The sequence below is a fragment of the Gemmatimonadaceae bacterium genome, from assembly GCA_040882285.1.
Classification (GTDB): domain Bacteria; phylum Gemmatimonadota; class Gemmatimonadetes; order Gemmatimonadales; family Gemmatimonadaceae; genus JACDCY01.
Window position 1 is genome coordinate 16,351 of the sequence record JBBEBQ010000007.1, and the last position, 23,918, is coordinate 40,268.

Below are 23,918 nucleotides of genomic sequence, written 5' to 3' on the forward strand. Positions count from 1 at the left end.
CTAGTAGACGGCTGGCGGGTGTTGCGTGAGTTTTCCCGGGAGCACCGGGAAACCGCCATCGCAGGGCTATCATCGGCATCCCGTCAGGGCCGTACTGGTCGCCCCTCGGCGAGCACCATGAGCGAGACGGTCTTGCCGGTTCCGGTCGCGCCCGCGATGAGCCCGTGACGGTTGCCGTACTTCGCGAGGAGGTGCACGGGCTGCTCGCCCTTGCCGATCAATATTTGAGTCACGACCGTATGTTATCGCCCGGTCGTGCATTTGCCAGCGCGCCGAGCGCGATGCCGAGCGTCACAGCCAGCGGCGTACCTGGCCCGCGTATTCCTTGAAATCTCCGGGAAAGAGCGCGCGCAGCGCCCGCTCCTCGGGGAGGATTTGGAACCTGTGGATGTAGGCGGCGAACGCAGCCACGCCCAGCGGCGCGAGCGCGTGCGAAAGATAGGCCGCCCCGGCGAGCAGGACGATCGCGAGGCCGAGGTACATAGGATTTCTGCTGATGCGGTACACGCCCGTCACGACCAGCGCCGAAGTCGCGTCCGGGTTCAGCGGATTGACCGTCGTTCGCGCCCGCCGGAACTCGAGCACGCCCGCGACGGCGACGAATGCTCCGACGACGGCCAGCGCGAGTGCAAGGCCCGCGCGCGCAGGCACGTCCACGCTAAGATCCGGCGCAGCGCGCGCGGCCGCCCACATCAGCAGGGCAGCCACGAGCGCGACGACCAGTGGCGGGACACGAAGCTCTAGACCACGCATTTGACCTGCTCGACCGCGCGCATACCCACGCGTTCCGGCTGGCCTACGGCATCCTCTCGTTCGCCGTGGGAAACGGTGCCGGCGGACGCGTGCCGATGATCTGGGCGTACGTACCCGCCCAAAAGTCGGGCGGACCCTCGCTGTCCTGCACCCGGTTGGTAACCGGCCTCACGCCGCGCTTGATGTAGGCGGCAATCGCGCGCAACTCATGATCGGACATGTGGCGGAACGCCAGCCACGGCATCGGTGGCGCGAGATACTTCGGATTCGCCGGGAAATTCCCCTGGCCCGGGATGCTCGAAGTGATCTCGACATCCGGCGTCTCACCCGGCCTCAGCCCGTACCGCAGGGCGTTGAAGATCTGGCGCTCGCCGAATCGTCCGATGCCGGTCGTGTTGTCCGGAGTGATGTTGCGCGCGTAGGTCTTGAAGGGACCGACCTGAAAGATCTGCTCGGGGCGCATCACGCCGGCAAGCCATCCGGTGGCCGCCGGATTGTCATACCCGCCATGGCAGTCACCGCACCCGTGGTGGATCACCAGCATCCGTCCCTCGCGCACGAGCGCGTCCGCTGGCAGCTCGGTTGCGGCGAGGTCGCCGGACCGGGTAGAGACCGCGGGCGCGGAGCACGCCACGATCAACAACGCCATCGGAGCGAGTCGGGTACGGCGCGCCAAAGCTCGTGACCAATGCGGCATCATCTCTCCCCGTTATTTGATTTCGAGAATGCCCATCATCCCGTGATCCTCGTGATCCAGGATGTGGCAGTGGAACATCCATTTGCCCGGATAGCGCTCGTATCGCACGATGAAGCGCACGGTCTGGTGCTTGGGCACGTTGACTACGTCCTTCCAGCTGCGATACGGCTCCGGCACGCCGTCGCGATCGAGCACCTGGAACTGAAAGCCGTGCAGGTGAAACGGGTGGTCGAGCCCCACGAGATTCTCGACCTGCCAGATCTCGGTTGCGCCGAGCGAGGCGCTCACGTCCACGCGATTCATGTCCATGAGCATGCCGTTGATCATTCCCTGCGTCAGCACCATGACGCGCGTCGCGGTCGCGCTCGCGGAATCGAGCAGCGGGATCGGCCGCAGAGTTTCCGGCAGCGCCACCGGAGCGACCGGCGCTTCCGTTCCGTAGCGCAGCGTCAGCAGGTCGCGCGTCCGGTCCCAATCGCCGGGCCGGGTCTGCGGTATGTACCGGTCGTAGGGCAAGGCCTGCAGTACCGTCTGGCTCCCCGGCCGCCCCGTTCCGCGCACCAGCAGTTCGACGCGCTCGGCGCTCGCCAGCAGGATCTCGCTCACCTCGACCGGCCGCTCGAACAGACCCCCGTCGTTGCCTACGTGCAACAGCGTGTGTCCGGGCAGTGCCAGCCGGTAATACCGCCCGGCTGACGCGTTGATCACGCGCCACCGCTGCACTTCCCCGCTGCGGATCGACAGCGTAGGCATGACCTCGCCGTTGACGAGGAGCACTTCCCCCTCGCGTCCATTCTCGAAGTCGGTGCGCCATTGCGGCGAATGGAGATCCGGAATATCGAGCGAGCCGTCCGGAAGGAACCTGTTGTCCGAGAGAATCAGCACCTTCTCGGTGAGAGCGGCGGGCAGCGGGTCGTCAAGGGCGCGCACGATGACCGCGCCGTACAGACCGCGGGCGACCTGAATTCCCGTCTCGTGGTTGGGATGAGGGTGGTACCAGTACGTGCCCGCGCTCCCGGGTCGCACGGTGAAGGCGTACTCATACTCCTCGCCCGGCGCGACGGGATGAAACGGGCTGCCGTCCGCCTCGAACGGCAAATGCAGTCCGTGCCAATGGACGGTTGTCGCCTCGGGAAGGTCGTTCCTGAACCGCACTATGACCCGGTCACCTTCGTGGACTTCGAGGGTCGGACCGGGAACCCGGCCGTTGTAGGCGTACGCTTCGGTCGTGGTGCCGGGCAGAAGCGAGAGCCGCACGCGTGTCGCGGTCAGCGTTACTGCTACGACGTTGGGAACGGACGACTCATTCTCGAAGACAGCCGGCCCGACAGCCGCGCCAAGTGCAGCGGAGACCGGGGCACTCTGCTTCGGATGAACGTGCTCCTGGGCCGGGAGCGGGCCGGGAGCCGTCGCGCATGCCAGCAGAACAGCTGTAACCGTCCTATGAATCATGCTCGCACCGTGAAGGGCCGAATGTCTCAGCGCCGAAAGACAGGAGACGCGGAGGGGCCCCTCCGCGCAACGATCGGCGCAGCCGGATCAGGCGCGCAAATCTACACGCTTCGTGACGACGCACCAGTTGTTCAGCGACGCTACTGCGGGCTACCGCCTTTTAGCCGTCCACAATCTCTTGAGCAGCTGGATCTGGCCCGTGTGATACGCGTCGTGCTGCGCGATGCCGAGGATCATCTCGCCCATCGTCCAGCGCTTGCCCTCGGGGACTTCGACGCCGTACCGGCTCGGCGGGACCGCGGCGATCACTTCTACGAGCCGCTCGTGCTCCTGCTTGAGCAGCGCCACGTCCTGCCGCCACGCCCGCTCGTCGGCGGATTTTGGCAGCCGGGGCCAGTTTGCCGGCGCGCGCGGGAAGCGGGAATCAGGACCACCTTCGATCCGCCGCCGCACCGCGTACTTCCAATAACCGATGTGGAGTGCGAGCTGCCAGATGCTCTTCCGTCCCGGCGCCGGCGTCCACGCGGCCTGCTCCGCCGTTACTCCGCGGAGAGCGCCGGCGGCCCTCGGTCCGCCGTGCCAGCTGCCGCGGCCGGGACGTGGCTGAAGGTTCTCCAGCAGCAGGTTGGCAATTGAATCAGACATTTGGGCCACTCCGCTTCACGAACGGGCTAGTGCGGCTGACCGAATTTGGCAAATCTTTGCTCCCCCGCCGTGAAGCGAGTGGCGGGCAAACCACCATGCATCAGGGGGCGAGCGTTGACCAGGGCCGGACGAATGGATGCCTTCCATGACCTCATGCCGACTAATATGCCGCCGGCCCAGCGAAGTTCTACGCTATCGTACCGACGGCAGTATTGGCCTGAGATATTGGCCGGTGTATGAACCGGCAACCCGCGCCACCGCCTCCGGCGTTCCCGCAGCAACTACGCTCCCGCCCCGCAACCCGCCCTCCGGCCCGAGATCGATGATCCAATCCGCGGTCTTGATCACGTCGAGGTTGTGCTCGATCACCAGCACCGTGTTCCCGCGATCCACCAGCCGGTGCAGCACGTGCAGCAGCATCCGCACGTCCTCGAAGTGCAGGCCCGTGGTCGGCTCGTCGAGAATGTAGAACGTCCTGCCGGTGTCGCGCTTCGACAGCTCGGTCGCGAGCTTCACGCGCTGCGCCTCCCCGCCCGACAGCGTCGTCGCGCTCTGCCCCAGGTGGATGTAGCCGAGCCCGACGTCGGTCAGCGTCTGCAGCTTCTGCCGGATGCGCGGCTGATTCTCGAACATCGCCAGCGCGTCCTCGACCGTCAGCTCGAGCACGTCGGAGATGCTCGCGCCGCGGAAGCGCACCTCGAGCGTCTCTCTATTGTAGCGCTTCCCCTTGCACACGTCGCACGGCACGTACACGTCCGGCAGGAAGTGCATCTCGATCTTCACCAGCCCGTCGCCCTGGCACGCCTCGCACCGCCCGCCCTTCACGTTGAAGGAGAAGCGGCCCGGCCCGTACCCGCGGATCTTCGCCTCGGGCAGCTCGGCGAACAGCTCGCGAATCGGCGTGAACAGTCCCGTGTACGTCGCGGGATTCGAGCGCGGCGTGCGCCCGATCGGGCTCTGGTCGATGTCGATGACCTTGTCGAGATGCTGCAGCCCGCGGATCGCCGTGTGCGCGCCGGGGATCACGCGCGCTCTGTAAAAGTGCCGCGCGAGCGCGCTGTGCAGGATGTCCTCGATCAGCGTGCTCTTCCCCGAGCCCGACACTCCCGTCACCGCGACGAACAATCCCAGCGGAATCTCGACGTCGAGGTTCCGCAGGTTGTGCTCCTTCGCTCCCTCGATGCGGAGCACCTTGTCCGGATCCATCGGCCGACGCTCCGCGGGGATCGGCACCGACTCCTCGCCCCGCAAATACTTGCCCGTCAGCGACGCCGGATTCTCCATGAGATCGGCCAGCGTTCCGTGCGCGATCACCTCGCCACCGTGCTTGCCCGCGCCGGGACCGAGGTCGATGACGTGGTCCGCCGCGCGCATCGTCTCTTCGTCGTGCTCGACGACGATCACCGTGTTGCCGAGGTCGCGCAGATGCTTGAGCGTCGCGAGCAGGCGGCCGTTGTCGCGCTGGTGCAGCCCGATGGACGGCTCGTCCAGGATGTACAGCACGCCCACGAGCCGCGAGCCGATCTGCGTCGCGAGCCTGATCCGCTGCGCTTCCCCGCCCGAGAGGCTCTCCGCGGCGCGGCCCAAAGTCAGATAGTCGAGCCCGACGTCCTCGAGAAAGCGCAGCCGGTCGCGCACTTCCTTTAGTATCGGACCCGCGATGTCGGCGTCGAGCCCGCGCTTCCCGTTGCCCCGCACCGGAACGCCCGTGAAGAACGCGAGCGCGTCGGTCACGGACATCTCCACGACTTCGCCGACGTTCTTTCCCGCGACCGTGACCGCGAGCGATTCCGGCTTGAGCCGGCGTCCGCCGCACACGGTGCACGGCCGCACCATCATGTACTCCTCCAGCTCCAGGCGAACGGAATCGGACTCCGTGTCGTCGTACCGGCGCTGGATGTTGGCGACGATCCCTTCCCACTTCTCCGGCGCGGGCCTGCCCGTGCGCGATGCGCCCGAGCCGTACAGCAGCACGCGCTTCACGTCCGCGGAGAGCTTGCCCCACGGCATGTTGAGGTCGAAGCCGAGCGCCTTTGCGAGCGGCGGCAGGATCACCCGCCGCAGATAGCTGTCGGGCTCGCCCCACGGGAGGATCACGCCCTCGAGAATGCTGATGCTCGGATCGCCGAGTATCAGCTCTTCGCTGACCTCGCGGCGGGTGCCGAGCCCGCCGCACGCGGTGCACGCGCCGAACGGGGAGTTGAACGAGAAGTGCCGCGGCTCCAGCTCCGGCAGCGAGATGCCGCAGTCGGGGCAGCCGTACCGCTCCGAGAACATGCGCGATCGCTTGGCCGCGGTCTCGTCCACCAGCACGACCTCGACGATCCCTTCCGCGGTCTTGAGCGCGGTCTCCAACGAATCCGTCAGGCGCCCGCGATCGGCGGCGCGCACGACCAGCCGGTCCACGATCACGGCGATCGTGTGGTTGAGCTTCTTGCTCAGCTTCGGCGGGTCCGCCAGCTCGGCCGGCTTGCCGTCCACGTACGCGCGCACGAAGCCCTGCTTCCGCGCCGCCTCGAACAGCTCCTTGAACTCGCCCTTCCGCTGCCGCACGAGCGGCGCGAGAATCTCGACGCGCGTTCCTTCCGGCCAGGTGAGGATCGTGTCCGCGATCTGGCTGGCGTTCTGCCGGCCGACTTCGTTCCCGCAGCTGGGGCAGTGCGGCGTGCCGGCGCGCGCGTATAGCAGCCGCAGGTAATCGTAGATCTCGGTGACGGTGCCGACGGTGGAGCGCGGGTTGTGGCCCGCGGTCTTCTGCTCGATCGAGATAGCCGGCGAGAGGCCTTCGATGGAATCGACGTCCGGCTTCTCCATCAGCCCGAGGAACTGGCGGGCGTACGCCGACAGCGATTCGACGTACCGCCGCTGGCCCTCGGCGTAAATGGTGTCGAACGCCAGCGAGGACTTGCCGGAGCCGGACAGGCCGGTGATGACGGTCAGCTTGTCGCGGGGGATGGTGACGTCGATGTTGCGGAGGTTGTGCTCCCGCGCACCACGGACGACCAACGATTCTTCTGCCATAGCCCTGTAAGGTCGCCGTTTACTCCGGGCGATTCAACTGATGGGCTGGTAAGAACTGCGGGGAGCGTTGTGCGTTACCCGTTTGACTGTTGGCCCGTTAGGACGTAGACGGCGGTGGGATAAGAGGCCTTCGTGGTTCCCGCCGCCTTTCACGTCCTGACGCAGAACGCGTCAACGGTTAACGCACAACGCTCTCCGGTTTTTTCCCTGGGGCGATCGCGACTCGTCAACTAGATTAGGCCGTCTTCCACGCCGAGATCTCTCCAGCATGGCCCACACCGATGCCGTAGTGGTTCTCACGACGGTTGCAAACGAGGAAGAAGGTCTCAAACTCGTCAAAGCTCTGCTCGACCAGCGAGTGATCGCCTGCGGCACTCTCCTCCCCGGCGCCCGGTCGCTGTACCGCTGGGAGGGCAAGATCGCCGACGAGCGCGAGGTCGTGATCCTGCTCAAGACGCGGTCCGGGACGATCTCCGCGCTGGAGAAGGCGTTCGGCGAGCTGCACCCGTACAAGGTCCCCGAGCTGCTCGTGCTCGCGGTGGACGCCGGGCTGGAGAAGTACATCTCCTGGATCGCCGACGAGACCAGTCTGGCGATAGTGTGAGCCGGCGCGGGATCGCTCTCGCGGTGCTGGGCGTCTGGGCGGTCGCCGTCGGGCTGCTGGTCTCGCGCAGCATCAACCGCGACCCCGTCGAAGTGCTCGCGATCGCCGCGCTCCGCATCCAGCCGCGCAGCCTGTACTACACCATCGAGCACGAGGGCGCGATAGTGGGCGTGGCGTCGTCGGAGATCGACACTCTCCCGACCCGCATCATCGCGACCGACTACGTCGAGGGCGCTCTGCCCGTCGCGGACAGCACGGTCGACCTGAGACTTCGCGCCCGCTCGACCTTCACCCGCGCGCTCTCGTTCCAGGAGATCCGCATTCTGCTGCAGCCGGTCGGCGACTCCATCACCGTCGTGATCCGGCGCGTGTCCGACGAATCCCTGCAAGTCACCGGTGATCGTCGCGGGACCGTGCTCGGCACGCAGGACATCGCGGCGCGGGATCCCGTGTTCATGCCGCAGTGGGCAGCCCTGCCCCTCATGCTCGTCGAGGACCCGCGCCCCGGCGCGAGCAGGACCGTGCGCATCCTCGACCCGCGCACGCGCATCGCGCGCGAGACTGCGGTGCGCATCGCGGCGGAATCGCTGTTCGTGGTCGTGGACAGCGCCCGCTTCGATACCATCGCCCGAACCTGGGTTCCGGCGCTACGCGACACCGTCCGCGCCTGGCGCGTGACCGGCGAAGGGCTGCCGCCCACGTTCTGGATCGACGTCGCCGGCCGGATCGTCGAGGCCGAAGACGAGCGGGGGCTCGCGCTGCGCCGGACGGCGTACGAGATAGCGTTCGAGAACTGGCGCGCGGCGCGCGCGGCGCTGCGCGCGCGCGCGGTTACATCAGAGCGCGCCGGGCGTCCATAGCCAGCAGCTCCCGATGATACAACTCCGCTCCCTGACCAAGCGCTACGGCAGATTCACCGCCGTCGACTCGATCGATCTCTCCGTCACCCGGGGCGAGATCTTCGGCTTCCTCGGACCCAACGGCGCGGGCAAGACGACCACTCTGCGAATGATCGCCGGCATCCTGCGCCCCACCGCCGGAACGATCCTCATCGGCAACGTGGACGTCGTTAACGATCCGCTGCGCGCGAAGGCGAAGCTCGGCTACATCCCCGACCGGCCGTTCATCTACGAGAAGCTCACGGGCGCCGAATTCCTGCGCTTCGTCGCGGGACTGTACGACCAGCAGGGTCCTGACGTGGAGCACCGTGCGCGCGAGCTGCTCGCGTTGTTCGATCTGGAGGAATGGCGGGACGAGCTCGTCGAGAGCTACAGCCACGGCATGCGGCAGAAGCTCATCATCTCCAGCGCGTTCGTCCACCGCCCCGACGTAATCGTCGTGGACGAGCCGATGATCGGGCTCGATCCGAAAGCGGCCCGCATCCTCAAGGACCTGTTCCGTGAGTACGTGACTCGCGGCCACACGATCATGATGTCCACCCACACGCTGGAGGTGGCGGAGACGCTGTGCGACCGGATCGCGATCATCCAGGGCGGGAAGATCCGCGCCGAAGGGACGATGGCCGAGCTGCGCACGCAGTCCGAAGACGGCACCGAGCGGCTCGAGGCGATCTTCCTCAAGCTCACCGGGCAGGAAGCGCAACGGCACCTGATGCAGGTGCTCGATGCGTGAGCTGCTCCACCTGCTGCTGCCGAAGTGGTGGACCGCCCGCGCGCGCTCCACTTCGTCGGCCCGCGGACGCGTGTCGCGCTGGCTGTTCTTCGGCATCGCGGGCGCGTTCTTCTGGCTGTTCGTGTTCGGTGTCCTGTACCGAGTACTCGGCTACTTCCGCGGCATCCCCGAGATAGGGGCGCTGCTCGCGGGCAAGCTGCTGGGGCTGCTGCTGCTCAGCTTCTTCGCGCTGCTGCTGCTGTCGAACATCGTCACCTCGCTGTCGAGCTTCTTCCTCGCGCGCGATCTCGACCTGCTCGTCTCGGCCCCGGTGGATTGGCTCAAGCTGTACGGGGCAAAGCTGCTGGAGACGGCGGTGAACTCGAGCTGGATGGTGGTGCTGATGGCGCTGCCGGTGTTCACGGCATACGGGCTGATCTACGAAGGCGGGTGGTGGTTTCCGCTGGTCGCCCTCGGGATCTTCGTTCCGCTGCTGCTCATTCCCGCCGTGCTCGGCAGCGCGATCACGCTGCTACTCGTCAACATTTTTCCGGCGCGCAGGACGCGCGACATACTGGGACTGGTGACCGTGCTGTCCGCGGCCGCGATCGCGCTGCTCGTGCGGCTCATCCGTCCCGAGCAGCTCGCCCGACCCGAGTCGTTCCGCTCGCTGGTCGACTTCATCGCCCTGCTGCGGACCCCGGCATCGCCGGTTTTGCCGAGCGAGTGGGCGCAGGCGGGGATGATGAGCTGGCTCACGTACGAGCCCGATTACCTGCCGTTTTTCCTGCTGTGGTCGACGACCGCGGGGCTGATCGTGCTGGGCGCCGCGCTGCACCAGCGGCTGTACGCGCAGGGTTTCAGCAAGTCGCAGGAGAGCTCCACGCGCTTCAAGAAGCCCGATCCGGCGAAGAGCTTCACGCGCAGGATGCTCTCGCCGCTCTCGATCCGCAGACGAGAGATGGTGCTCAAGGAGATGCGGATCTTCTTCCGCGACACGACGCAGTGGTCGCAGCTGATCCTGCTCGCGGTGCTGGTCGCGGTGTACATCTTCAACATCAAGTTCCTGCCGCTCCGCACGGAGGGAGTGACGTTCCTGCTCGCGAACATAGTCCCGTTCCTCAATCTCGCGATCGCGGGCTTCGTGCTGTCGGCGGTGGCTGCGAGATTCGTGTTTCCGTCGGTCAGCCTGGAGGGCCGCACGCTCTGGCTGCTCCGGTCGAGCCCGCTGCCGGTGAAGGACGTGCTCTGGTCCAAGTTCTGGGTGGGAACGCTGCCGCTGCTCATCGTTGCCCTGGCGATCGTGTTCATCACCAACGTGCTGCTGCAGGTGACGGAGTTCATGATGTTCGTCTCGATCGCGACGATCACGCTGTTGACCTTCGCCCTGAGCGGGCTGGCGATGGGGTTCGGGACGATGTTCCCGCAGTACGAGACGGAGAACGCCGCGCAGATCCCGACGTCGTTCGGCGGGCTGTTCTACATGATGACGTCGATCGCGCTGATCGGCGCGGTGGTGGTGCTGGAAGCGCGGCCGGTGTACTCGTACGTGCGGCAGGTCACCTACCGCGGTGACGGGGATCCGACGGAGATGATCGTGGGGTTCGGACTGGTGGCGCTGCTGTGCGTGGCGGCCACGCTGATTCCGCTGAGGGTGGCGGTCCGCCGGCTCGAGCTCGGGGAAGCGTGACAGAGAACAACAGGGTTGGGTGGGAAGTCATCGGTTTTGGTTCTGGTTAACAACGGGTGAACGGTTCGCAGGTCCACGGTTTGGAACCGCTGTCACCGCCAACCATCAACCGGTGACCAGTCGGTTAACCAAAACCAGAACCTACGGCCTGTATCCCAACCCTGTTTTCCCCTGCTGCTGGTCCAGTGGCGATCCGCAGTCGGAGCAGAAGCCCGCATCCCGGTGAAGACGCGCTCCGCATTTCGGACAGATTGCCCCCGCCCCATTTCCCTCGCGGGGCCTGCTCCCCGCCAGCAGCGGGTACAGCACGTACCCGAGCGCGAGCAGCGCGAGCGCCGTACCGACCGCCATCGCGATCATTCGCCCCTCCGCGTCGCCGTCTCCACGAGCAGCAGCATCCCTCCGATCACCATGATCGTTCCGGCCATCCACACCCAGACCACCACCGGGTGAAACCCGACGCGCAGCCGCACGCTCTCGTCTTCTCCGACATCGACGAGCGTCACGTACGTGTCCTGCTCGAGCGTGCGGAGTATGCCCGCGGTCGTCGAAGGCGCGAAGGTGGGGTTGCCGCGGCTGTCCGCGTATTGCCGCCGCTCACTCGTGACGACCTCAGCGCTCCTGGCCGATTCAGCAACCTCGATCGCCGCGGCCAGGACGGATCTGTTGAGCTCGTTGTACTGCGACACGCCCTGACTCGTGAGCCGCCACGTCCGGCCGAGCGGATCGCGCAGCTCGCCCGACGCGCCGGGAGGCAACGTGAGCGAGTGATCCTTCCTCCACGCCTGCACCGAGAGAGCGACAAGCATAACGACGATCCCCGCGTACACGAGCGCGACGCCGAGCCGGCGCGGCGCGGGCGGAAAAGCTGCTCCCGCTTCGCCGCCGCCATTCAATGCTGGCAGGCGCATCAACAAGAGATAGGTGGCGGCCGCGACCGCGAGCACCAGGAGTCCGGCGAGCCATCCGCCCACCGGCGACCGCGCGAAGGAGTGGGCCGTAGAGATGATCCCGCCGCGCGCGAGGAACGCGCTGAACAGCGCGAGCGGGAACGCCAGCAACAGCAGCGTAACGTTCCATTTGCGCCACGCCGCGCGCTCCGCGCGCGCGCCGAGCAAATACAGCAGCACCGTATCGACGAGCCACGGGTACACGGCCGCATTGCCAACGGCATCGCGCGTCCACTCGCCGCCCCAATCCGGCTGACCGTACGCCCACCACATCCCGGTCACAATCCCGATCGTGAGAAAGATCCAGGTAACGATCACCCAGCGTCGTACCACGCAAAGGCATTCGCCGTCGAGGCGGCGCGTGAGCAGAGCGGCGATGCCGAGCGCGAACGGCACCGCGGTGCCGGCGAGTCCCGCGTACAAAGTCGCCGGATGAAGAATCATCCCCGCTGACTGCAGCAGTGGACTCATTCCGCGGCCGTCGAGCGGACTCCAATCGAGCCGCTCGTACGGATTGACGCCGAGGCAGAGGGTCGCGACCACGAAGGTCAGGACGATCGCGAGCGTGCCGGTGACATACGGCAGCAGCGCGCGATTGCGCCCGCGGTTGCCGAACACCACGGCCGCGGAGCAAGCGGAGAGCAGCAGCGCAAACAGCAGCAGCGCGCCGGCAGGGCCGGCCCAGAAAGCGGCCAGTGTGTACACTAGCGGCAGATTCGCCGCGGTGAACGAGGCGACATGCGCCAGCGAGAGGTCGTGCGCGGCGAGCGCCGACCATAGACCGAGCGAGGCGAGCAGCAGCATCGCGAGCGCAGTGTGAATACCGCGCTCGCCGCTGGCGATCAGGTCCGATCTGGCCTGGATCCCGCCGGCGAACGAGACGATGGCCGCCCACGCGGCCAGCAGCAGCGCCACCCAGAGCGAGAGCTCGCCGACGAGGATCAAGCCCGCGTTCTCCCGCGCCGCCGCGGGCTCCCGCTCACCTCTGCGCTTTGTTTACCAGCGCGATTCCCGCGGCGAGCCCCGCGCCGTCCCACACCAGGTCCTTGTAGCTGAACGCTTTTTTCACGCGCCCGTCATAGATCTCGCGACCGATGCCGAGCCCCACCGTCGCCGCGGTGGCCGACACGAACGCCCCATCGTGCGACGCGCCGGCCGCACGCGCGGAGCTGTACGCCATGCTCTGAATGAATGCCGACATGAAGAAGTGCTTCATCTTGTCGGCGCCGAACCACTTGTCGGCAGCGAGCGGGAACGTCAGCGCCAGTAGAGCCACACGGGCACCGCGGGATAGGCTCAATGTTTTTGACATTTACTGCCTTGGTGGTGACTAGTGGCTAGTGACTAGTGACTAGTAACTGCTAGCCGCGGAACATGAGGGACGAAGGGATGTTAGTAGTTGACTAGTCACTAGTCACTAGCCACTAGTCACCTGCCAGCCGCTGTCTCCGTCGCCGCTCAGGGAAAAAGCGGTCTAGAAAATCTATCAACCCCTTCTCCTCCGGCGCGTGCGACAGCGGATCGGCGCGGCGCGATCGCGCGTAGCTCGCGTCGATCGTGGCCCCCCGCCGCATGTACTGCGTTATCAGCGCCGGGTGAACGTACGCCTTCCGGCAGATGGCCGGCGTGTTGCCCAGCTCGGACGCGACCAGCCGCAGCGCGGTCGAAACGTTCCGCTTAGCCTCGGTCCTGCTCTTCCCGGGTCCGAGCTCGGCAAGCACCGTGGCGGCGCGCAGTGTCCCGCCCCACGTCCGCAAATCCTTGACCGTGTAGGGAAAATTCGTCAGCGACCGGAAATAATCGTTGACCTCGGCCGAATCGAGGTCGCGCCAGCCTTCCTTCGTCTTGTACCTGAACAGCCGCGCGCCCGGCGTGCCGAGCAGCGAGCGGATGAGCCTGGCGAGGTCCGCGTCCACGACGATCTGCCGGTGCCGGATGTTGCGCTTCCCCACGTAGTCGAAGACGACGTTGTCGCCGTACACGCTCACGTGCGACTTCCGCATCGTGGTCATCCCGAACGTGTTGTTCTCGCGCACATACCGCTCGCTGCCGACGCGAAAGAACCCGTGCGCGATCAGCCGCACGACGATCGCGGCGACCTTCTCGCGCGTGAAGCCGCGCCGGCGCGAGTCGGCCGCGACCTTGCGCCTGATCGCCGGCAGGTCGCGCGCCATCTGCCGGACGCGGTAATACTTCCGGAGCTCGCCCTTGGCGACGGCGCGCGGGTGATAGCGGTACTGCTTGCGCCCGCGCGCGTCGAGCCCCCACGCCTGGATCGCGGCCCGCGAATCCCACGCGACGTGCACGTCCTTCCATGCCGGCGGGATGCCGAGCGAGCGGATCCGCTCGCGCAGCTCCGCGGAGACGGGACCCTTTCCCGCGGGGGTGACGTACCGGAATCCCCGCTCCTTGGTTCCCTTCCGCAGAATCCATTTGCTCGCCATAGACGCACAAGCTAATTCCAGCCATCTTCACCCGTATGACCTACCAATACCTGACCTTCGAGGTCGCGGAGAGAATCGCGACCGTCACGATCAACCGCCCGGACAAGCTCAACGCGCTGAACAGCGCTACCCTCGGCGAGCTCAGCCACGCCATCGACGACATCCGCATCCGGGACGACATCGGCGGCGCGATCATCACCGGCGGGGGACGCGCGTTCGTCGCGGGCGCTGACATTCGCGAGCTGGCCGGCCAGACGCCCGTCGTGGCCAAGGCGCGCGCTCGCGGCGGACAGGACGTATTCCGCCGGATCGAGACGTGCTCCAAGCCCGTCGTCGCGGCCGTCAACGGCTTCGCCCTCGGCGGCGGCTGCGAGCTGGCGATGGCGTGCCACATCCGCATCGCGTCCGACCAGGCGAAGTTCGGCCAGCCCGAGGTCAAGCTCGGACTCTGTCCCGGTTACGGCGGAACGCAGCGGCTTCCAAGACTCGTGGGCAAAGGGCGCGCGCTCCAGCTTCTGCTCACAGGCGAGACGATCGACGCGAACGAGGCGTTCAGGATCGGGCTGGTGAATCGCGTCGTCCACGCCGCCGAGCTGATGAACACCGCCCGCGAGCTGATCAGGCAGATTCTCGCTAACGGCCCGCTCGCGGTCGCGCTGTGCATCGAGGCGGCCGACCGCGGCATGGAGATGTCGCTCGACGAGGGGCTGCTGCTCGAGGCCAACCACTTCGGCCTGCTGGCCGCCAGCGAAGACACGCGGGAAGGCACCGCGGCTTTCCTGGAGAAGCGCGCGCCGTCGTTCAAGGGGAAGTGAGTCAGGAGGGCGCGGACGATCCCGCGGTAGCCGTCTCCTCCATCTCACTGATCGGCTTCCGGAACCTGGCCCGCGCGAAAATCGATATCCCGCGATCCGGCGCCGTGCTGATCGGCGAGAACGGCCACGGGAAGACGAACTTCCTCGAGGCGCTGTACTACCTCCAGCTGCTGCGCTCTTTCAGGGGCGCGCTCGACGTCGACGTCGTGGGCTTCGGCGAGGACGGCTTTCACCTGGGAGCGTCGGTCGAGGTTGGCAGCGCGTCCACCTCGCTGTCGATCGGGTTCGAACGCGCGTCGCGCCGCAAGAAAGCCACGATCGACGGGAAGAAGCCGCCGCGGCTGAGCGACGCGTTCGGCCACGTGCCAACGGTGCTGTTCTCTCCCCGCGACGCGCAGCTCGTCTCCGGCGGGCCGAGCGAGCGTCGGCGGTACCTCGACATCATGCTCGCCGCGACGTCGCGCAGGTACCTGCACGCGCTGCACAGCTATCGCCTGGCGCTGCAGCAGAGAAACTCCGCGCTGCGCGCGGCCATGCGCGGCGGCGGCAGCGAAGCCGAGATCGAGGTGTGGGAGCCGGCGATGGCGGAGCACGGCGCGGTGCTGGTGGATGCGCGCGCGGAATGGAGCGGGCTGCGCGCCGGCGAGTTCGGCGAGCTGTGCGCCGCTATCGGCGAGACCGACGGCACGACGCTGCGGTACCGCGCCCGGCTCGCGGGCACGGGCGACACGCGCGCCGCGCTGGCGGCATCGCTCGCGGAGCACCGGGCCATCGATCTTCGCCGCGGAATCACGCACGCCGGGCCGCACCGGGACGAGCTGGTGCTCGAGCTGGGCGGGCGGGAGATGCGCGAGTTCGCGTCGGCGGGGCAGCAGCGCACGGGCGCGATCGCGCTCCGGATGCTCGAGGCCGCGACGCTGCGCGAGAGCCGCGGCGCGAAGCCAGTCTTGTTGCTCGACGATCCGTTCGCCGAGCTGGACTCCCGCCGGTCCGCCGCCATCCTCGCGCTGCTCGCGAGCAGCGGATTCGGGCAGACATTCCTGTGCGTGCCGAAAGCGGAGGAGATTCCGGCGGAGCTGTCGCGCGTTCAGCGTTGGAGTATTCGGGCGGGGTCGATCACGCGTTAGCACCGAGAATGCTGACGGGGGATGCAAGCTATGAGCTCGAGTTTCTGAGTGAGTGTTTTGAGACGGGACTCCAAACTCCGACTCACAAACTCCTACTCATAGCTTGCATCCCGCCGGTCGCCCGCTCGGAGCCGCCCTCCCGATACGCCTCAGGCCCCCTTGTCAAGAACTGTCCTTAAGCAACCAGACCCACGAGATTGACTCCATGGCCGAGCAGCGAAAGAAATCCCGACCCGCCCCCATCTCCGACTCGGTCTCGACTTACCTCAAGAAATCCGGCCTCGAACGCCGCGTGGACGACGCCGGCGCCGTGACCGCCTGGCCCAAGCTCGTCGGCAAGCAGATCGCGGCCGTAACCGAGCCGCTGTACGTCACTGCCGACGGCACTTTGCTGGTCGCCGTGAAGACCAATGCGTGGATGTCGGAGCTGTCGCTGCTGGAGCCCGAAATCCTGCGCTCGCTCAACTCGCGAAAGGACCGCAAGACGGTCAAAAAAATACGTTTTCGACTCAAGCGATAAGCGCTTTTACCACAAAGATTTAGGGCGTCACGAAATATTTGCGCGAGTCACCGCCTCGGCCGTATATTTCAAGCAGTGATAAACCACGCGCTTTCGGTATAGTTTCGGTGCCAATTTTCGCACCCGATTCCGTCCGCGTCCCCACCGTTTTTTCCCCGTTCCCCACCAACTGAAATCATGGCGAAGACTCTGACCGCGGAGCCGACGGCCAGTTACGACGCAGGCCAGATCCAGGTACTCAAGGGACTGGAGGCCGTTCGTAAGCGCCCCGGCATGTACATCGGCTCGACGTCGGGCCGTGGTCTTCACCATCTCGTGTACGAGGTCGTCGACAACTCGATCGACGAAGCGCTCGCGGGCTACGCGCACGAGATCGGCGTGTGGATTCACCCCGACAACTCGATCACGGTCGAGGACGACGGCCGCGGAATTCCGGTCGACCTGCATCCCATCGAGAAGATCCCCGGCGTCGAGCTGGCGATGACGGTGCTGCACGCCGGCGGAAAGTTTGACAAGTCGAGCTACAAGGTGTCGGGCGGTCTGCACGGCGTCGGCGTGTCCGTCGTCAATGCGCTGTCCGAGCAGCTCAAGGTGTGGGTCAAGCGCGGTGGGAAGGAGCACTACATGGACTTCGTGCGTGGCCACACGAAAACCAAGCTCGAGGTGCGCGGAAAGATCGGTAAGGAGACCGGCACCAAGGTCTGGTTCAAGCCGGACCCGGAGATCTTCACCGAGCTCAACTACGAGTACGCCATGCTCGCCACGCGGCTGCGCGAGCTGTCGTTCCTGAACAAAGGCGTCACGATCACGCTGAGGGACGAGCGCGAGGGCCAGGAGAAGGAAGAAGTCTTCCACGCCGAGGGCGGGCTCAGGGAGATGGTGCGGTACCTGAACATCAACCGGAAGCCGCTGCACCAGGAGATCGTGTACATCGAGGCCGAGCGCGACGACATCGGGATCGAGATCGCCTTCCAGTACAACGACGGCTACAACGACAACGTGTTCTCGTTCGTGAACAACGTGAACACGCACGAGGGTGGGACGCATCTCACCGGCTTCAAGTCGGCGCTCACGCGCACGATCAACGCGTACGCGGCCAAGGGCAACGCGCTCAAGAAAGCCGACTTCACGCTCACGGGCGACGACGTGCGCGAGGGGCTCACGGCCGTGCTGTCGATCAAGATTCGCGAGCCGCAGTTCGAGGGTCAGACCAAGACCAAGCTCGGCAACTCCGAGGCGGAGGGCGCGGTCAAGACCGTCGTCAACGAGCAGCTTTCCTCGTATCTCGAAGAGCATCCGCGCGTCGCCAACATCGTCATCGAGAAGGCGGTCGCGTCCGCGCGCGCGCGCGAAGCGGCGAGAAAGGCGCGCGACCTGACGCGCAAGAAGTCGGCGCTCGACGTCGGCAACCTGCCAGGCAAGCTGGCCGACTGCTCGCTATCGGACCCGCGGCTGTGCGAGATCTATCTGGTGGAGGGCGACAGCGCCGGCGGCTCCGCCAAGCAGGGTCGCGACCGCTCCTTCCAGGCGATTCTGCCGCTCCGCGGCAAGATCCTGAACGTGGAGAAGGCGCGCATCGACAAGGTGTTCTCCAACGAGGAGATCCGGACGATCATCACCGCGATCGGCGCGGGGATCAAGGAGGACTTCACGCTCGAGAACGCGCGCTACCACAAGATCATCCTGATGACGGACGCCGACGTGGACGGCGCGCACATCCGCACGCTGTTGCTGACGTTCTTCTACCGGCAGATGCCGCAGCTCATCGAGGCGGGCTTCATCTACATCGCGCAGCCGCCGCTGTACCGCGTGGCGAAGGGTCGCGAGGAGTACTACGCGTACAACGAAGAGGAGCGCACCGAGCTCACCAACCGCCTAGGCAACGGCGAGGGCCGCGCGTCGGTGGGAATCCAGCGGTACAAGGGTCTGGGAGAGATGAACCCGAGCCAGCTCTGGAAGACGACGATGGATCCCGACACGCGCACGATTCTCAAGGTGGAGATCGAGGACGCCGTGCAGGCGGACATGCTCTTCCAGACGCTGATGGGCGACGAGGTCGAGCCGCGGCGGCTGTTCATCGAGCAGAACGCAAAGTTCGTATCGAATCTGGACATCTAACGAACAGCGGCTGTTGGCTATTAGCCATTAGCTATTAGCTCAAAACTGGACACTCGCTAAGAGCCAACAGCCAAGAGCCAATAGCGCCTCTGCTCAGCCCACCAAGTCTTCCACCCCGCTCATGGTTACGCGGTGCGAGATGAGTGGCAGCGCAGTCGCCGGGCCCTGCCCGATGATGATCGCGCGCGCCAGCACGTCCAGCCCTTTCCGCAATCCTTCGTCGTCGCCCGCGAACACGGTAGCGAGCGGCTCGCCCTTCTTCACCTGATCCCCCGGCTTGGCCGTGATCACGAAGCCCACGCTCGGATCGATGTCGTCGTCCACGCGCACCCGCCCCGCGCCGAGACTCACCAGCCCATGCCCGATCGTCCGCGGCTCCACCTTGTGCACCGTGCCGTCGTGCACCGCGGAAAAAATCTCCACCGCGCTCGCCTGCGGCAGTAGCGCCGGATCGTCCACTATGCGCGGGTTGCCACCCTGTGCCTCGATGATCCGCTGAAACTTCTCCGCCGCGCGCCCCGACTCGATCGCCTGCCGCATCATGTCGCGCGCGTCGAGATGCGTCTCCGCGACGTCCGCCAGCACCAGCATCTCCGCGCCGAGCGCGTAAGTCACCTCCATCAGATCGTCCGGCCCCTCGTCGTGCAGGCCGGCTATCGCCTCCTCCACCTCCAACGCGTTGCCGCACGCGCGGCCGAGCGGACGATCCATCGCCGTCGCCAGCGCCACCACGGGGCAGCCGTGCTCGTGCCCCAGCTCGATCATCGCCTTCGCCAGCTCCATCTCCGTCGCCTGGATGAACGCGCCCGAGCCGCGCTTCACGTCGAGCACGAGCCCGGTGAGGCTCTCCGCGAGCTTCTTGCTCATTATGCTCGACGCGATCAGTGGAATCGCTTCCACCGTGGAAGTCGCGCTGCGCAGCGCGTACATCTTCCGGTCCGCCGGCGCGATCTCCTCCGACTGCCCGAACAGCGCGCAGCCGAGCTGCTCGATCTGCGCGCGCACTTCGTCGAGCGTGAGCTTGGTCCGGAACCCGGGAATGGACTCGAGCTTGTCGAGCGTGCCGCCGGTATGCCCGAGCCCACGCCCCGACATCATGGGCACGGCCACTCCCAGCGATGCGATGAGCGGCGCGAGCAGCAGAGAGACCTTGTCGCCGACTCCGCCCGTGGAGTGCTTGTCGATCCTCGGCAGCGGGATGTGCGACAGGTCCAGCCGCGCGCCGCTCTCGATCATCGCGTCGGTCAGCGCGGCCGTCTCCGCCTTGTCCATGCCGCGCAGGAAGATCGCCATGAGCAGCGACGCCATCTGGTAATCGGGAATCGTCCCGGCGGCGTAGCCCCGCGTCAGCGCGCGCCACTCTTCCGGGGTGACGCGTCCGCCGTCGCGTTTGCGCTCTATGACTCTGGTGACGATCATTTCCTGGGCAGTGGGTAGTGCGAGGATGAAAAGCTACGGGCGGCGGGAGCGCGGGCTAGGTCCTCGATGCCGTTGACACCGGCAGAGATCGCCGCGCGGAAGCCGCGCTCGCGCGCTACGAGCGGGCGTCCCCGGCCGAGACCGACAACTTCGCGGCCCTGCGGCTGCTGCCCTAAGTCGCCGCCTTCACCGCGGCAGCCGCCGCCTCCGCTTTCACCCGCCGGACGCGGGACCGGGCGGCTACCTCGTGCGCGGCGTCGTCCATCGCGCGCGCCAGCGACTTCCAGACTCCCCGCTCCCGCCGCGTCACCTTCCGTACGCGCCGCGTGATAGCCGCGCGTGTGTCCTCGCCGCTCCCGGGCGCCAGCAGCAGCGCCGCGCCCGCGCCGATCATTGCCCCGACGGCTACGCCGGCGATTATTGTAGCCATCTTTCCGAGGTCCCTGGTCTCGCTGAACGGATGACCCTCGACCTCGAACATCCCGTCGTCCGTGTCGTCGCGCGGGGAGTTAGCGTTGTCAGCCATGAGTTTGCGGGAAATTTGGGGCTGGTAAGGAACTTGCTCCTGCAGCCAATTTGCAATACCCGTGCGAGGATAATTGATGGAATCGAAAGGTAAGACCGTCCTTCTGGTCGAGGACAACGAAGACAACCGCATCGTTTATTCCACGATACTGCGCCACTTCGGCTACGAGGTGTCGGAAGCGTTGAATGGCGAGGAAGGCATCGCCAAGGCCCGGGCCCAGAAGCCCGATCTGATACTCATGGACATCAGCATTCCCATCATCGACGGGTGGGAGGCCACGCAGATCCTGAAGCACGATCCCGACACGAAGCACATACCGATCATCGCGCTCACCGCCCACGCTCTGGCGTCGGACCGGGAGAAGGCAATGGAGGTCGGCTGCGACGGATATCTGGCCAAGCCCTGCGAGCCGCGCGCGGTCGTTGCTGAGGTACAGCGGTTCCTCGGGCGTAGCAATGGCCAGTGAGGAACGCCGGCCGCCGGACGCCGACTCGATCCTCGTCGTAGACGATCAGGAAGACAACGTAGAGCTTCTCCGCGCCCGCCTGGTCGCGCGCGGCTACTACGTACGCACTGCCACCGACGGCCAGCAGGCGCTCGATCTGATCAGGGAAAGCCCGCCGGATCTCGTCCTGCTCGACGTCATGATGCCGAAGATGAGCGGCATCGAGGTCGTCCGCCGCATCAAGAGCGACGAGAGCCTTCCGTTCATAGCCGTGATCATGCAGACGGCGCTCGATTCCACGGAAAACCGCGTCGAAGGGCTCGACGCGGGCGCCGACGACTACATCACCAAACCCATCAACTTCGCGGAGCTGGAAGCGAGAGTCCGCTCCATGCTCCGGATCAAGCGGCTGCAGGAGGATCTGGAGAGCCGGGAGCGCGAGCTGGAGGAGATGAACGACCGGCTCCGGCGGGTATCGCAGACGGACGGGCTCACCGGCCTGGACAACCGTCGCTACCTCGAGGAGCGGCTGCACGAGATGTTCGAGCACTCGCTACGCCTGCACGAGCCCCTCTCGGTCGTCATGTGCGACATCGACCACTTCAAGAGCGTCAACGACACGTACGGGCACCTGGCGGGAGACGCCATTTTGCGCCAGTTTGCCGACCTCATATCGGAGCAGGCCCGGGAGATCGACCGGGTCGGTCGCTACGGCGGCGAGGAGTTCCTGATAATTCTGCCCGGCACGGTGCTGGACGCCGCGGTGACGTTCGCCGAGCGCGTCCGGGAGGAGATCGGGAACCACGTGTTCGTCTACGAGGCTGAGCGGATCAAGCGCACGGTCAGCTGCGGAGTCGCGGCCTGGCCGCACCCGCTGATCTCGTCGCGCGACCAGCTGATCCGGTCCGCGGACGATGCCCTGTACGTCGCCAAGGAGCGGGGCCGCGACAGAGTGGTACGTTTCGACAGTGAGGAATTCAAAGCGCATTCCACGCCGCCCGAGCCGGCCCACCCCGGCGTCGCGGCATCGGTGCATACCGGCAGCTGACAACGCCAGTGCCAGGGACGCCGGCGGCCCGGGCCGCTGAGCTCCGCGACGCGCTGACGCGCGCGTCGCACGAGTACTACGTGCTCGACCGTCCGCGGATGGCGGATGCCGAGTACGATCGCCTGTTCCGCGAGCTCCAACGGATCGAGGAGCAGCACCCCGAGCTGCGCACCGCGGACTCGCCCACGCGGCGCGTCGGCGCTCCCCCCGCGGCCCAGCTCGCCAAGTACGAGCACCTGGTGCCGATGCTCTCGCTCGGCAACGCCTTCGACGACGACGAGCTGCGCGCGTGGGAGCAGCGGCTGGTCCGGCTCGCCGGCGACGACGCGCTGCGCTCGGGCTACACCACCGAGCTCAAGATCGACGGCGCGGCCGTGAGCCTCACTTACACCGGCGGCATCCTGGTGAACGGCGCCACGCGCGGGAACGGCTCCGTCGGCGAGGTGGTCACGAGCAATATCCGCACTGTGCGGGACGTGCCGCTCAAGCTTGCCGCCGGCGCGCCGGCGGGGACGCTGGAGATTCGCGGCGAGATCTACATTCCGTTCAGCGCCTTCGAGGAGATGAACGCGGCCCGCGCGCGCGAGGGCGATTCCCTCTTCGCTAATCCGCGCAATGCCGCCGCGGGCTCGCTGCGGCAGCTCGATCCGGCGGTGACGGCGTCGCGCCCGCTCCGCTTCTTCGGCTATACCGTCGCGGCCCCCGGCATCGCGCTACCGTTCCAGACACAGTGGGAGGTGCTCGACGCGCTCGAGAGCTGGGGCGTCCCGGTCGCGCCGCACCGCAGGCGCTGCAAGACCATCGACGAAGTATTCACATGGGCCCACAAGCTCGAGCACGAACTGCGCGCGTCGCTCGATTTTGCCATCGACGGCGGCGTCGTGAAGGTCGACTCGTTCCGCGTGCAGGAGGAGCTGGGCGTCGTGGGCGGTCGCGAGCCGCGCTGGGCAATCGCGCGGAAATTCGCGCCCGACATCGCCGAGACGACCCTGGTCGCGATCGAGGTGAACGTCGGACGCACCGGCGCGCTCAATCCTTACGCGAGGCTCGAGCCGGTGGAGATCAGCGGCGCGATCGTGAAGCTCGCGACCCTGCACAACGAGGACTTCGTCAAGCAGCGCGATCTGCGGGTGGGCGACCGCGTGCAGGTAAAGCGCGCGGGCGAGGTGATTCCGCAGGTGATCGCGCCCGTTACCACGGCGCGGACCGGTGCCGAGCGGCCGTGGGCGATGCCGACGCGCTGCCCGCGCTGCAACACGCCCGCGATCCGCGAGGAGGGCGAGGCGCTGTCGTACTGCCCGAACGTGGCCTGCCCCGGGCGCAGAGTCGAGGGGCTGGTTCACTTCGCGTCCCGCGGCGCGATGGACATACGGGGGCTGTCCTACGCCCGCATCGAGCAGCTGATCGAAGCCGGCCTGGTGCGCGATGCCGCGGACCTCTACCTGCTCACGCCGGAGCAGCTCCTCGAGCTCGACGGCTACGCCGCGAAGAGCGCGGCCACGCTCGTCAAGGCGATCGGCGCCTCCCGCGCACAGCCCCTGTCGCGGCTGCTGTACGGCCTCGGCATCCGTCACGTGGGAGAGGCGGCGGCACAGCTGCTCGCGCGCCACTTCAGCGATCTCGACTCGCTGGCAGCGGCCGGTGGCGAGGAGATCGGGAAGATCCGCGGCATAGGCTCGGTCATCGCGCAGGCCGTCGTGGATTTCTTCGCCGACCCGAGCGCGCGCGAAGAGATCGAGAAGCTCCGGACCGCCGGCGTCAACTTCATCGAGCCGCGCCCCGCGGTTACGGGGACCGCGCTCGCGGGGAAGACCGTCGTGGTGACCGGTACGCTCCCGACTCTGTCCCGCAAAGCCGCCACGGATCTCATCGAAGCGCACGGCGGACGCGTCACCAGCTCGGTCTCGAAGGCGACGAGCTTCGTCGTCGCGGGCGAGGAGGCCGGAGGCAAGCTCGACAGGGCGCGCACGCTCGGCGTCGAGATCGTGGATGAGGCCGAGCTCTTGCGGCGCGTGGCGTCGGAGGGATAGTTA

Annotated in this window: 23 protein-coding genes; 11 read left to right on the top strand and 12 right to left on the bottom strand. The window is 66.6% G+C overall.

The genetic code is table 11. The features are described 5' to 3' along the window. Window positions 1–83: 83 nt before the first annotated feature. The 6 genes from WEA80_04140 to uvrA all read right to left on the bottom strand — a co-directional run bounded on the left by WEA80_04140 (window position 84) and on the right by uvrA (window position 6,568). Entirely contained in the window at window positions 84–233 is a 150-nt protein-coding gene (locus WEA80_04140) for a helicase HerA-like domain-containing protein (protein ID MEX1185755.1), read from the bottom strand. Between the two features lie 58 nt (window positions 234–291). Then, window positions 292–753: an isoprenylcysteine carboxylmethyltransferase family protein gene (locus WEA80_04145; protein MEX1185756.1), complete on the bottom strand. Its 462-nt coding sequence runs from the start codon at window positions 751–753 to the stop codon at window positions 292–294. Window positions 754–796: 43 nt separating this feature from the next. After that, on the bottom strand, window positions 797–1,402 hold the full coding sequence (locus tag WEA80_04150) for a hypothetical protein (protein MEX1185757.1): 606 nt from the start codon (window positions 1,400–1,402) through the stop codon (window positions 797–799). A gap of 60 nt (window positions 1,403–1,462) precedes the next feature. Further along, the gene (locus tag WEA80_04155; GenBank protein ID MEX1185758.1) at window positions 1,463–2,902 is read right to left on the bottom strand and encodes a multicopper oxidase family protein; all 1,440 of its coding nucleotides are present in this window, start codon (window positions 2,900–2,902) and stop codon (window positions 1,463–1,465) included. 150 nt (window positions 2,903–3,052) lie between these two features. Continuing rightward, window positions 3,053–3,547: a DinB family protein gene (locus tag WEA80_04160; GenBank protein MEX1185759.1), complete on the bottom strand. Its 495-nt coding sequence runs from the start codon at window positions 3,545–3,547 to the stop codon at window positions 3,053–3,055. Window positions 3,548–3,739: 192 nt separating this feature from the next. Beyond that, on the bottom strand, window positions 3,740–6,568 hold the full coding sequence (gene uvrA / locus WEA80_04165) for an excinuclease ABC subunit UvrA (protein ID MEX1185760.1): 2,829 nt from the start codon (window positions 6,566–6,568) through the stop codon (window positions 3,740–3,742). Between the two features lie 268 nt (window positions 6,569–6,836). On the opposite strand from uvrA, the gene cutA reads away from it, so the two are divergent. From cutA to WEA80_04185, 4 genes are read left to right on the top strand one after another with little or no spacing between them, the layout of a single operon-like run. Then, on the top strand, window positions 6,837–7,172 hold the full coding sequence (gene cutA / locus WEA80_04170; protein MEX1185761.1) for a divalent-cation tolerance protein CutA: 336 nt from the start codon (window positions 6,837–6,839) through the stop codon (window positions 7,170–7,172). Next, complete coding sequence (locus WEA80_04175; protein ID MEX1185762.1) at window positions 7,169–8,032, top strand: hypothetical protein; 864 nt, start codon at window positions 7,169–7,171, stop codon at window positions 8,030–8,032. The genes cutA and WEA80_04175 overlap by 4 nt, the downstream gene beginning before the upstream one ends. A 13-nt stretch (window positions 8,033–8,045) precedes the next feature. Then, complete coding sequence (locus tag WEA80_04180; protein ID MEX1185763.1) at window positions 8,046–8,804, top strand: ABC transporter ATP-binding protein; 759 nt, start codon at window positions 8,046–8,048, stop codon at window positions 8,802–8,804. Continuing rightward, window positions 8,797–10,473 carry a hypothetical protein gene (locus WEA80_04185; GenBank protein MEX1185764.1) on the top strand — a complete coding sequence of 559 codons (1,677 nt, stop codon included), beginning with the start codon at window positions 8,797–8,799 and terminating at the stop codon, window positions 10,471–10,473. Before WEA80_04180 ends, WEA80_04185 begins: the two co-directional genes overlap by 8 nt. Before the next feature lie 141 nt (window positions 10,474–10,614). On the opposite strand, the gene WEA80_04190 is transcribed toward WEA80_04185, so the two are convergent. The 4 genes from WEA80_04190 to WEA80_04205 form a co-directional block, all read right to left on the bottom strand. Further along, window positions 10,615–10,833, bottom strand: coding sequence for a zinc ribbon domain-containing protein (locus tag WEA80_04190; protein ID MEX1185765.1), 219 nt, complete (start codon window positions 10,831–10,833; stop codon window positions 10,615–10,617). After that, entirely contained in the window at window positions 10,830–12,368 is a 1,539-nt protein-coding gene (gene ccsA / locus WEA80_04195; GenBank protein ID MEX1185766.1) for a cytochrome c biogenesis protein CcsA, read from the bottom strand. The genes WEA80_04190 and ccsA overlap by 4 nt, the downstream gene beginning before the upstream one ends. Before the next feature lie 34 nt (window positions 12,369–12,402). Beyond that, the gene (locus tag WEA80_04200) at window positions 12,403–12,699 is read right to left on the bottom strand and encodes a DUF2279 domain-containing protein (GenBank protein ID MEX1185767.1); all 297 of its coding nucleotides are present in this window, start codon (window positions 12,697–12,699) and stop codon (window positions 12,403–12,405) included. Between the two features lie 148 nt (window positions 12,700–12,847). Continuing rightward, complete coding sequence (locus WEA80_04205; protein ID MEX1185768.1) at window positions 12,848–13,867, bottom strand: hypothetical protein; 1,020 nt, start codon at window positions 13,865–13,867, stop codon at window positions 12,848–12,850. A 35-nt stretch (window positions 13,868–13,902) separates the two neighbouring features. On the opposite strand from WEA80_04205, the gene WEA80_04210 reads away from it, so the two are divergent. From WEA80_04210 to gyrB, 4 genes are all read left to right on the top strand, one after another. Continuing rightward, window positions 13,903–14,682, top strand: coding sequence for an enoyl-CoA hydratase-related protein (locus WEA80_04210; protein MEX1185769.1), 780 nt, complete (start codon window positions 13,903–13,905; stop codon window positions 14,680–14,682). Further along, window positions 14,679–15,809, top strand: coding sequence for a DNA replication and repair protein RecF (recF, locus tag WEA80_04215; GenBank protein ID MEX1185770.1), 1,131 nt, complete (start codon window positions 14,679–14,681; stop codon window positions 15,807–15,809). The genes WEA80_04210 and recF overlap by 4 nt, the downstream gene beginning before the upstream one ends. A 205-nt stretch (window positions 15,810–16,014) precedes the next feature. Further along, window positions 16,015–16,329, top strand: a complete 315-nt coding sequence (locus WEA80_04220) for a DUF721 domain-containing protein (GenBank protein MEX1185771.1) — start codon at window positions 16,015–16,017, stop codon at window positions 16,327–16,329. A 177-nt stretch (window positions 16,330–16,506) separates the two neighbouring features. Then, a complete protein-coding gene (gene gyrB / locus WEA80_04225) occupies window positions 16,507–18,447 on the top strand; it encodes a DNA topoisomerase (ATP-hydrolyzing) subunit B (protein ID MEX1185772.1) in 1,941 nt (646 codons plus the stop codon). A 93-nt stretch (window positions 18,448–18,540) separates the two neighbouring features. Here the strand turns inward: gyrB and WEA80_04230 are convergent, their stop codons facing one another. Next, window positions 18,541–19,866: a thymidine phosphorylase gene (locus tag WEA80_04230; GenBank protein ID MEX1185773.1), complete on the bottom strand. Its 1,326-nt coding sequence runs from the start codon at window positions 19,864–19,866 to the stop codon at window positions 18,541–18,543. A gap of 172 nt (window positions 19,867–20,038) precedes the next feature. Then, complete coding sequence (locus tag WEA80_04235) at window positions 20,039–20,392, bottom strand: YtxH domain-containing protein (protein MEX1185774.1); 354 nt, start codon at window positions 20,390–20,392, stop codon at window positions 20,039–20,041. Between the two features lie 76 nt (window positions 20,393–20,468). Here WEA80_04235 and WEA80_04240 point away from each other — a divergent pair, with 76 nt between their 5' ends. The 3 genes from WEA80_04240 to ligA are packed head-to-tail and all read left to right on the top strand — an operon-like array spanning window position 20,469 to window position 23,915. Further along, the gene (locus WEA80_04240) at window positions 20,469–20,858 is read left to right on the top strand and encodes a response regulator (GenBank protein MEX1185775.1); all 390 of its coding nucleotides are present in this window, start codon (window positions 20,469–20,471) and stop codon (window positions 20,856–20,858) included. Next, window positions 20,848–21,885 carry a diguanylate cyclase gene (locus tag WEA80_04245; GenBank protein MEX1185776.1) on the top strand — a complete coding sequence of 346 codons (1,038 nt, stop codon included), beginning with the start codon at window positions 20,848–20,850 and terminating at the stop codon, window positions 21,883–21,885. The genes WEA80_04240 and WEA80_04245 overlap by 11 nt, the downstream gene beginning before the upstream one ends. A gap of 8 nt (window positions 21,886–21,893) precedes the next feature. Then, a complete protein-coding gene (gene ligA, locus WEA80_04250; GenBank protein ID MEX1185777.1) occupies window positions 21,894–23,915 on the top strand; it encodes an NAD-dependent DNA ligase LigA in 2,022 nt (673 codons plus the stop codon). Window positions 23,916–23,918 lie beyond the last annotated feature (3 nt).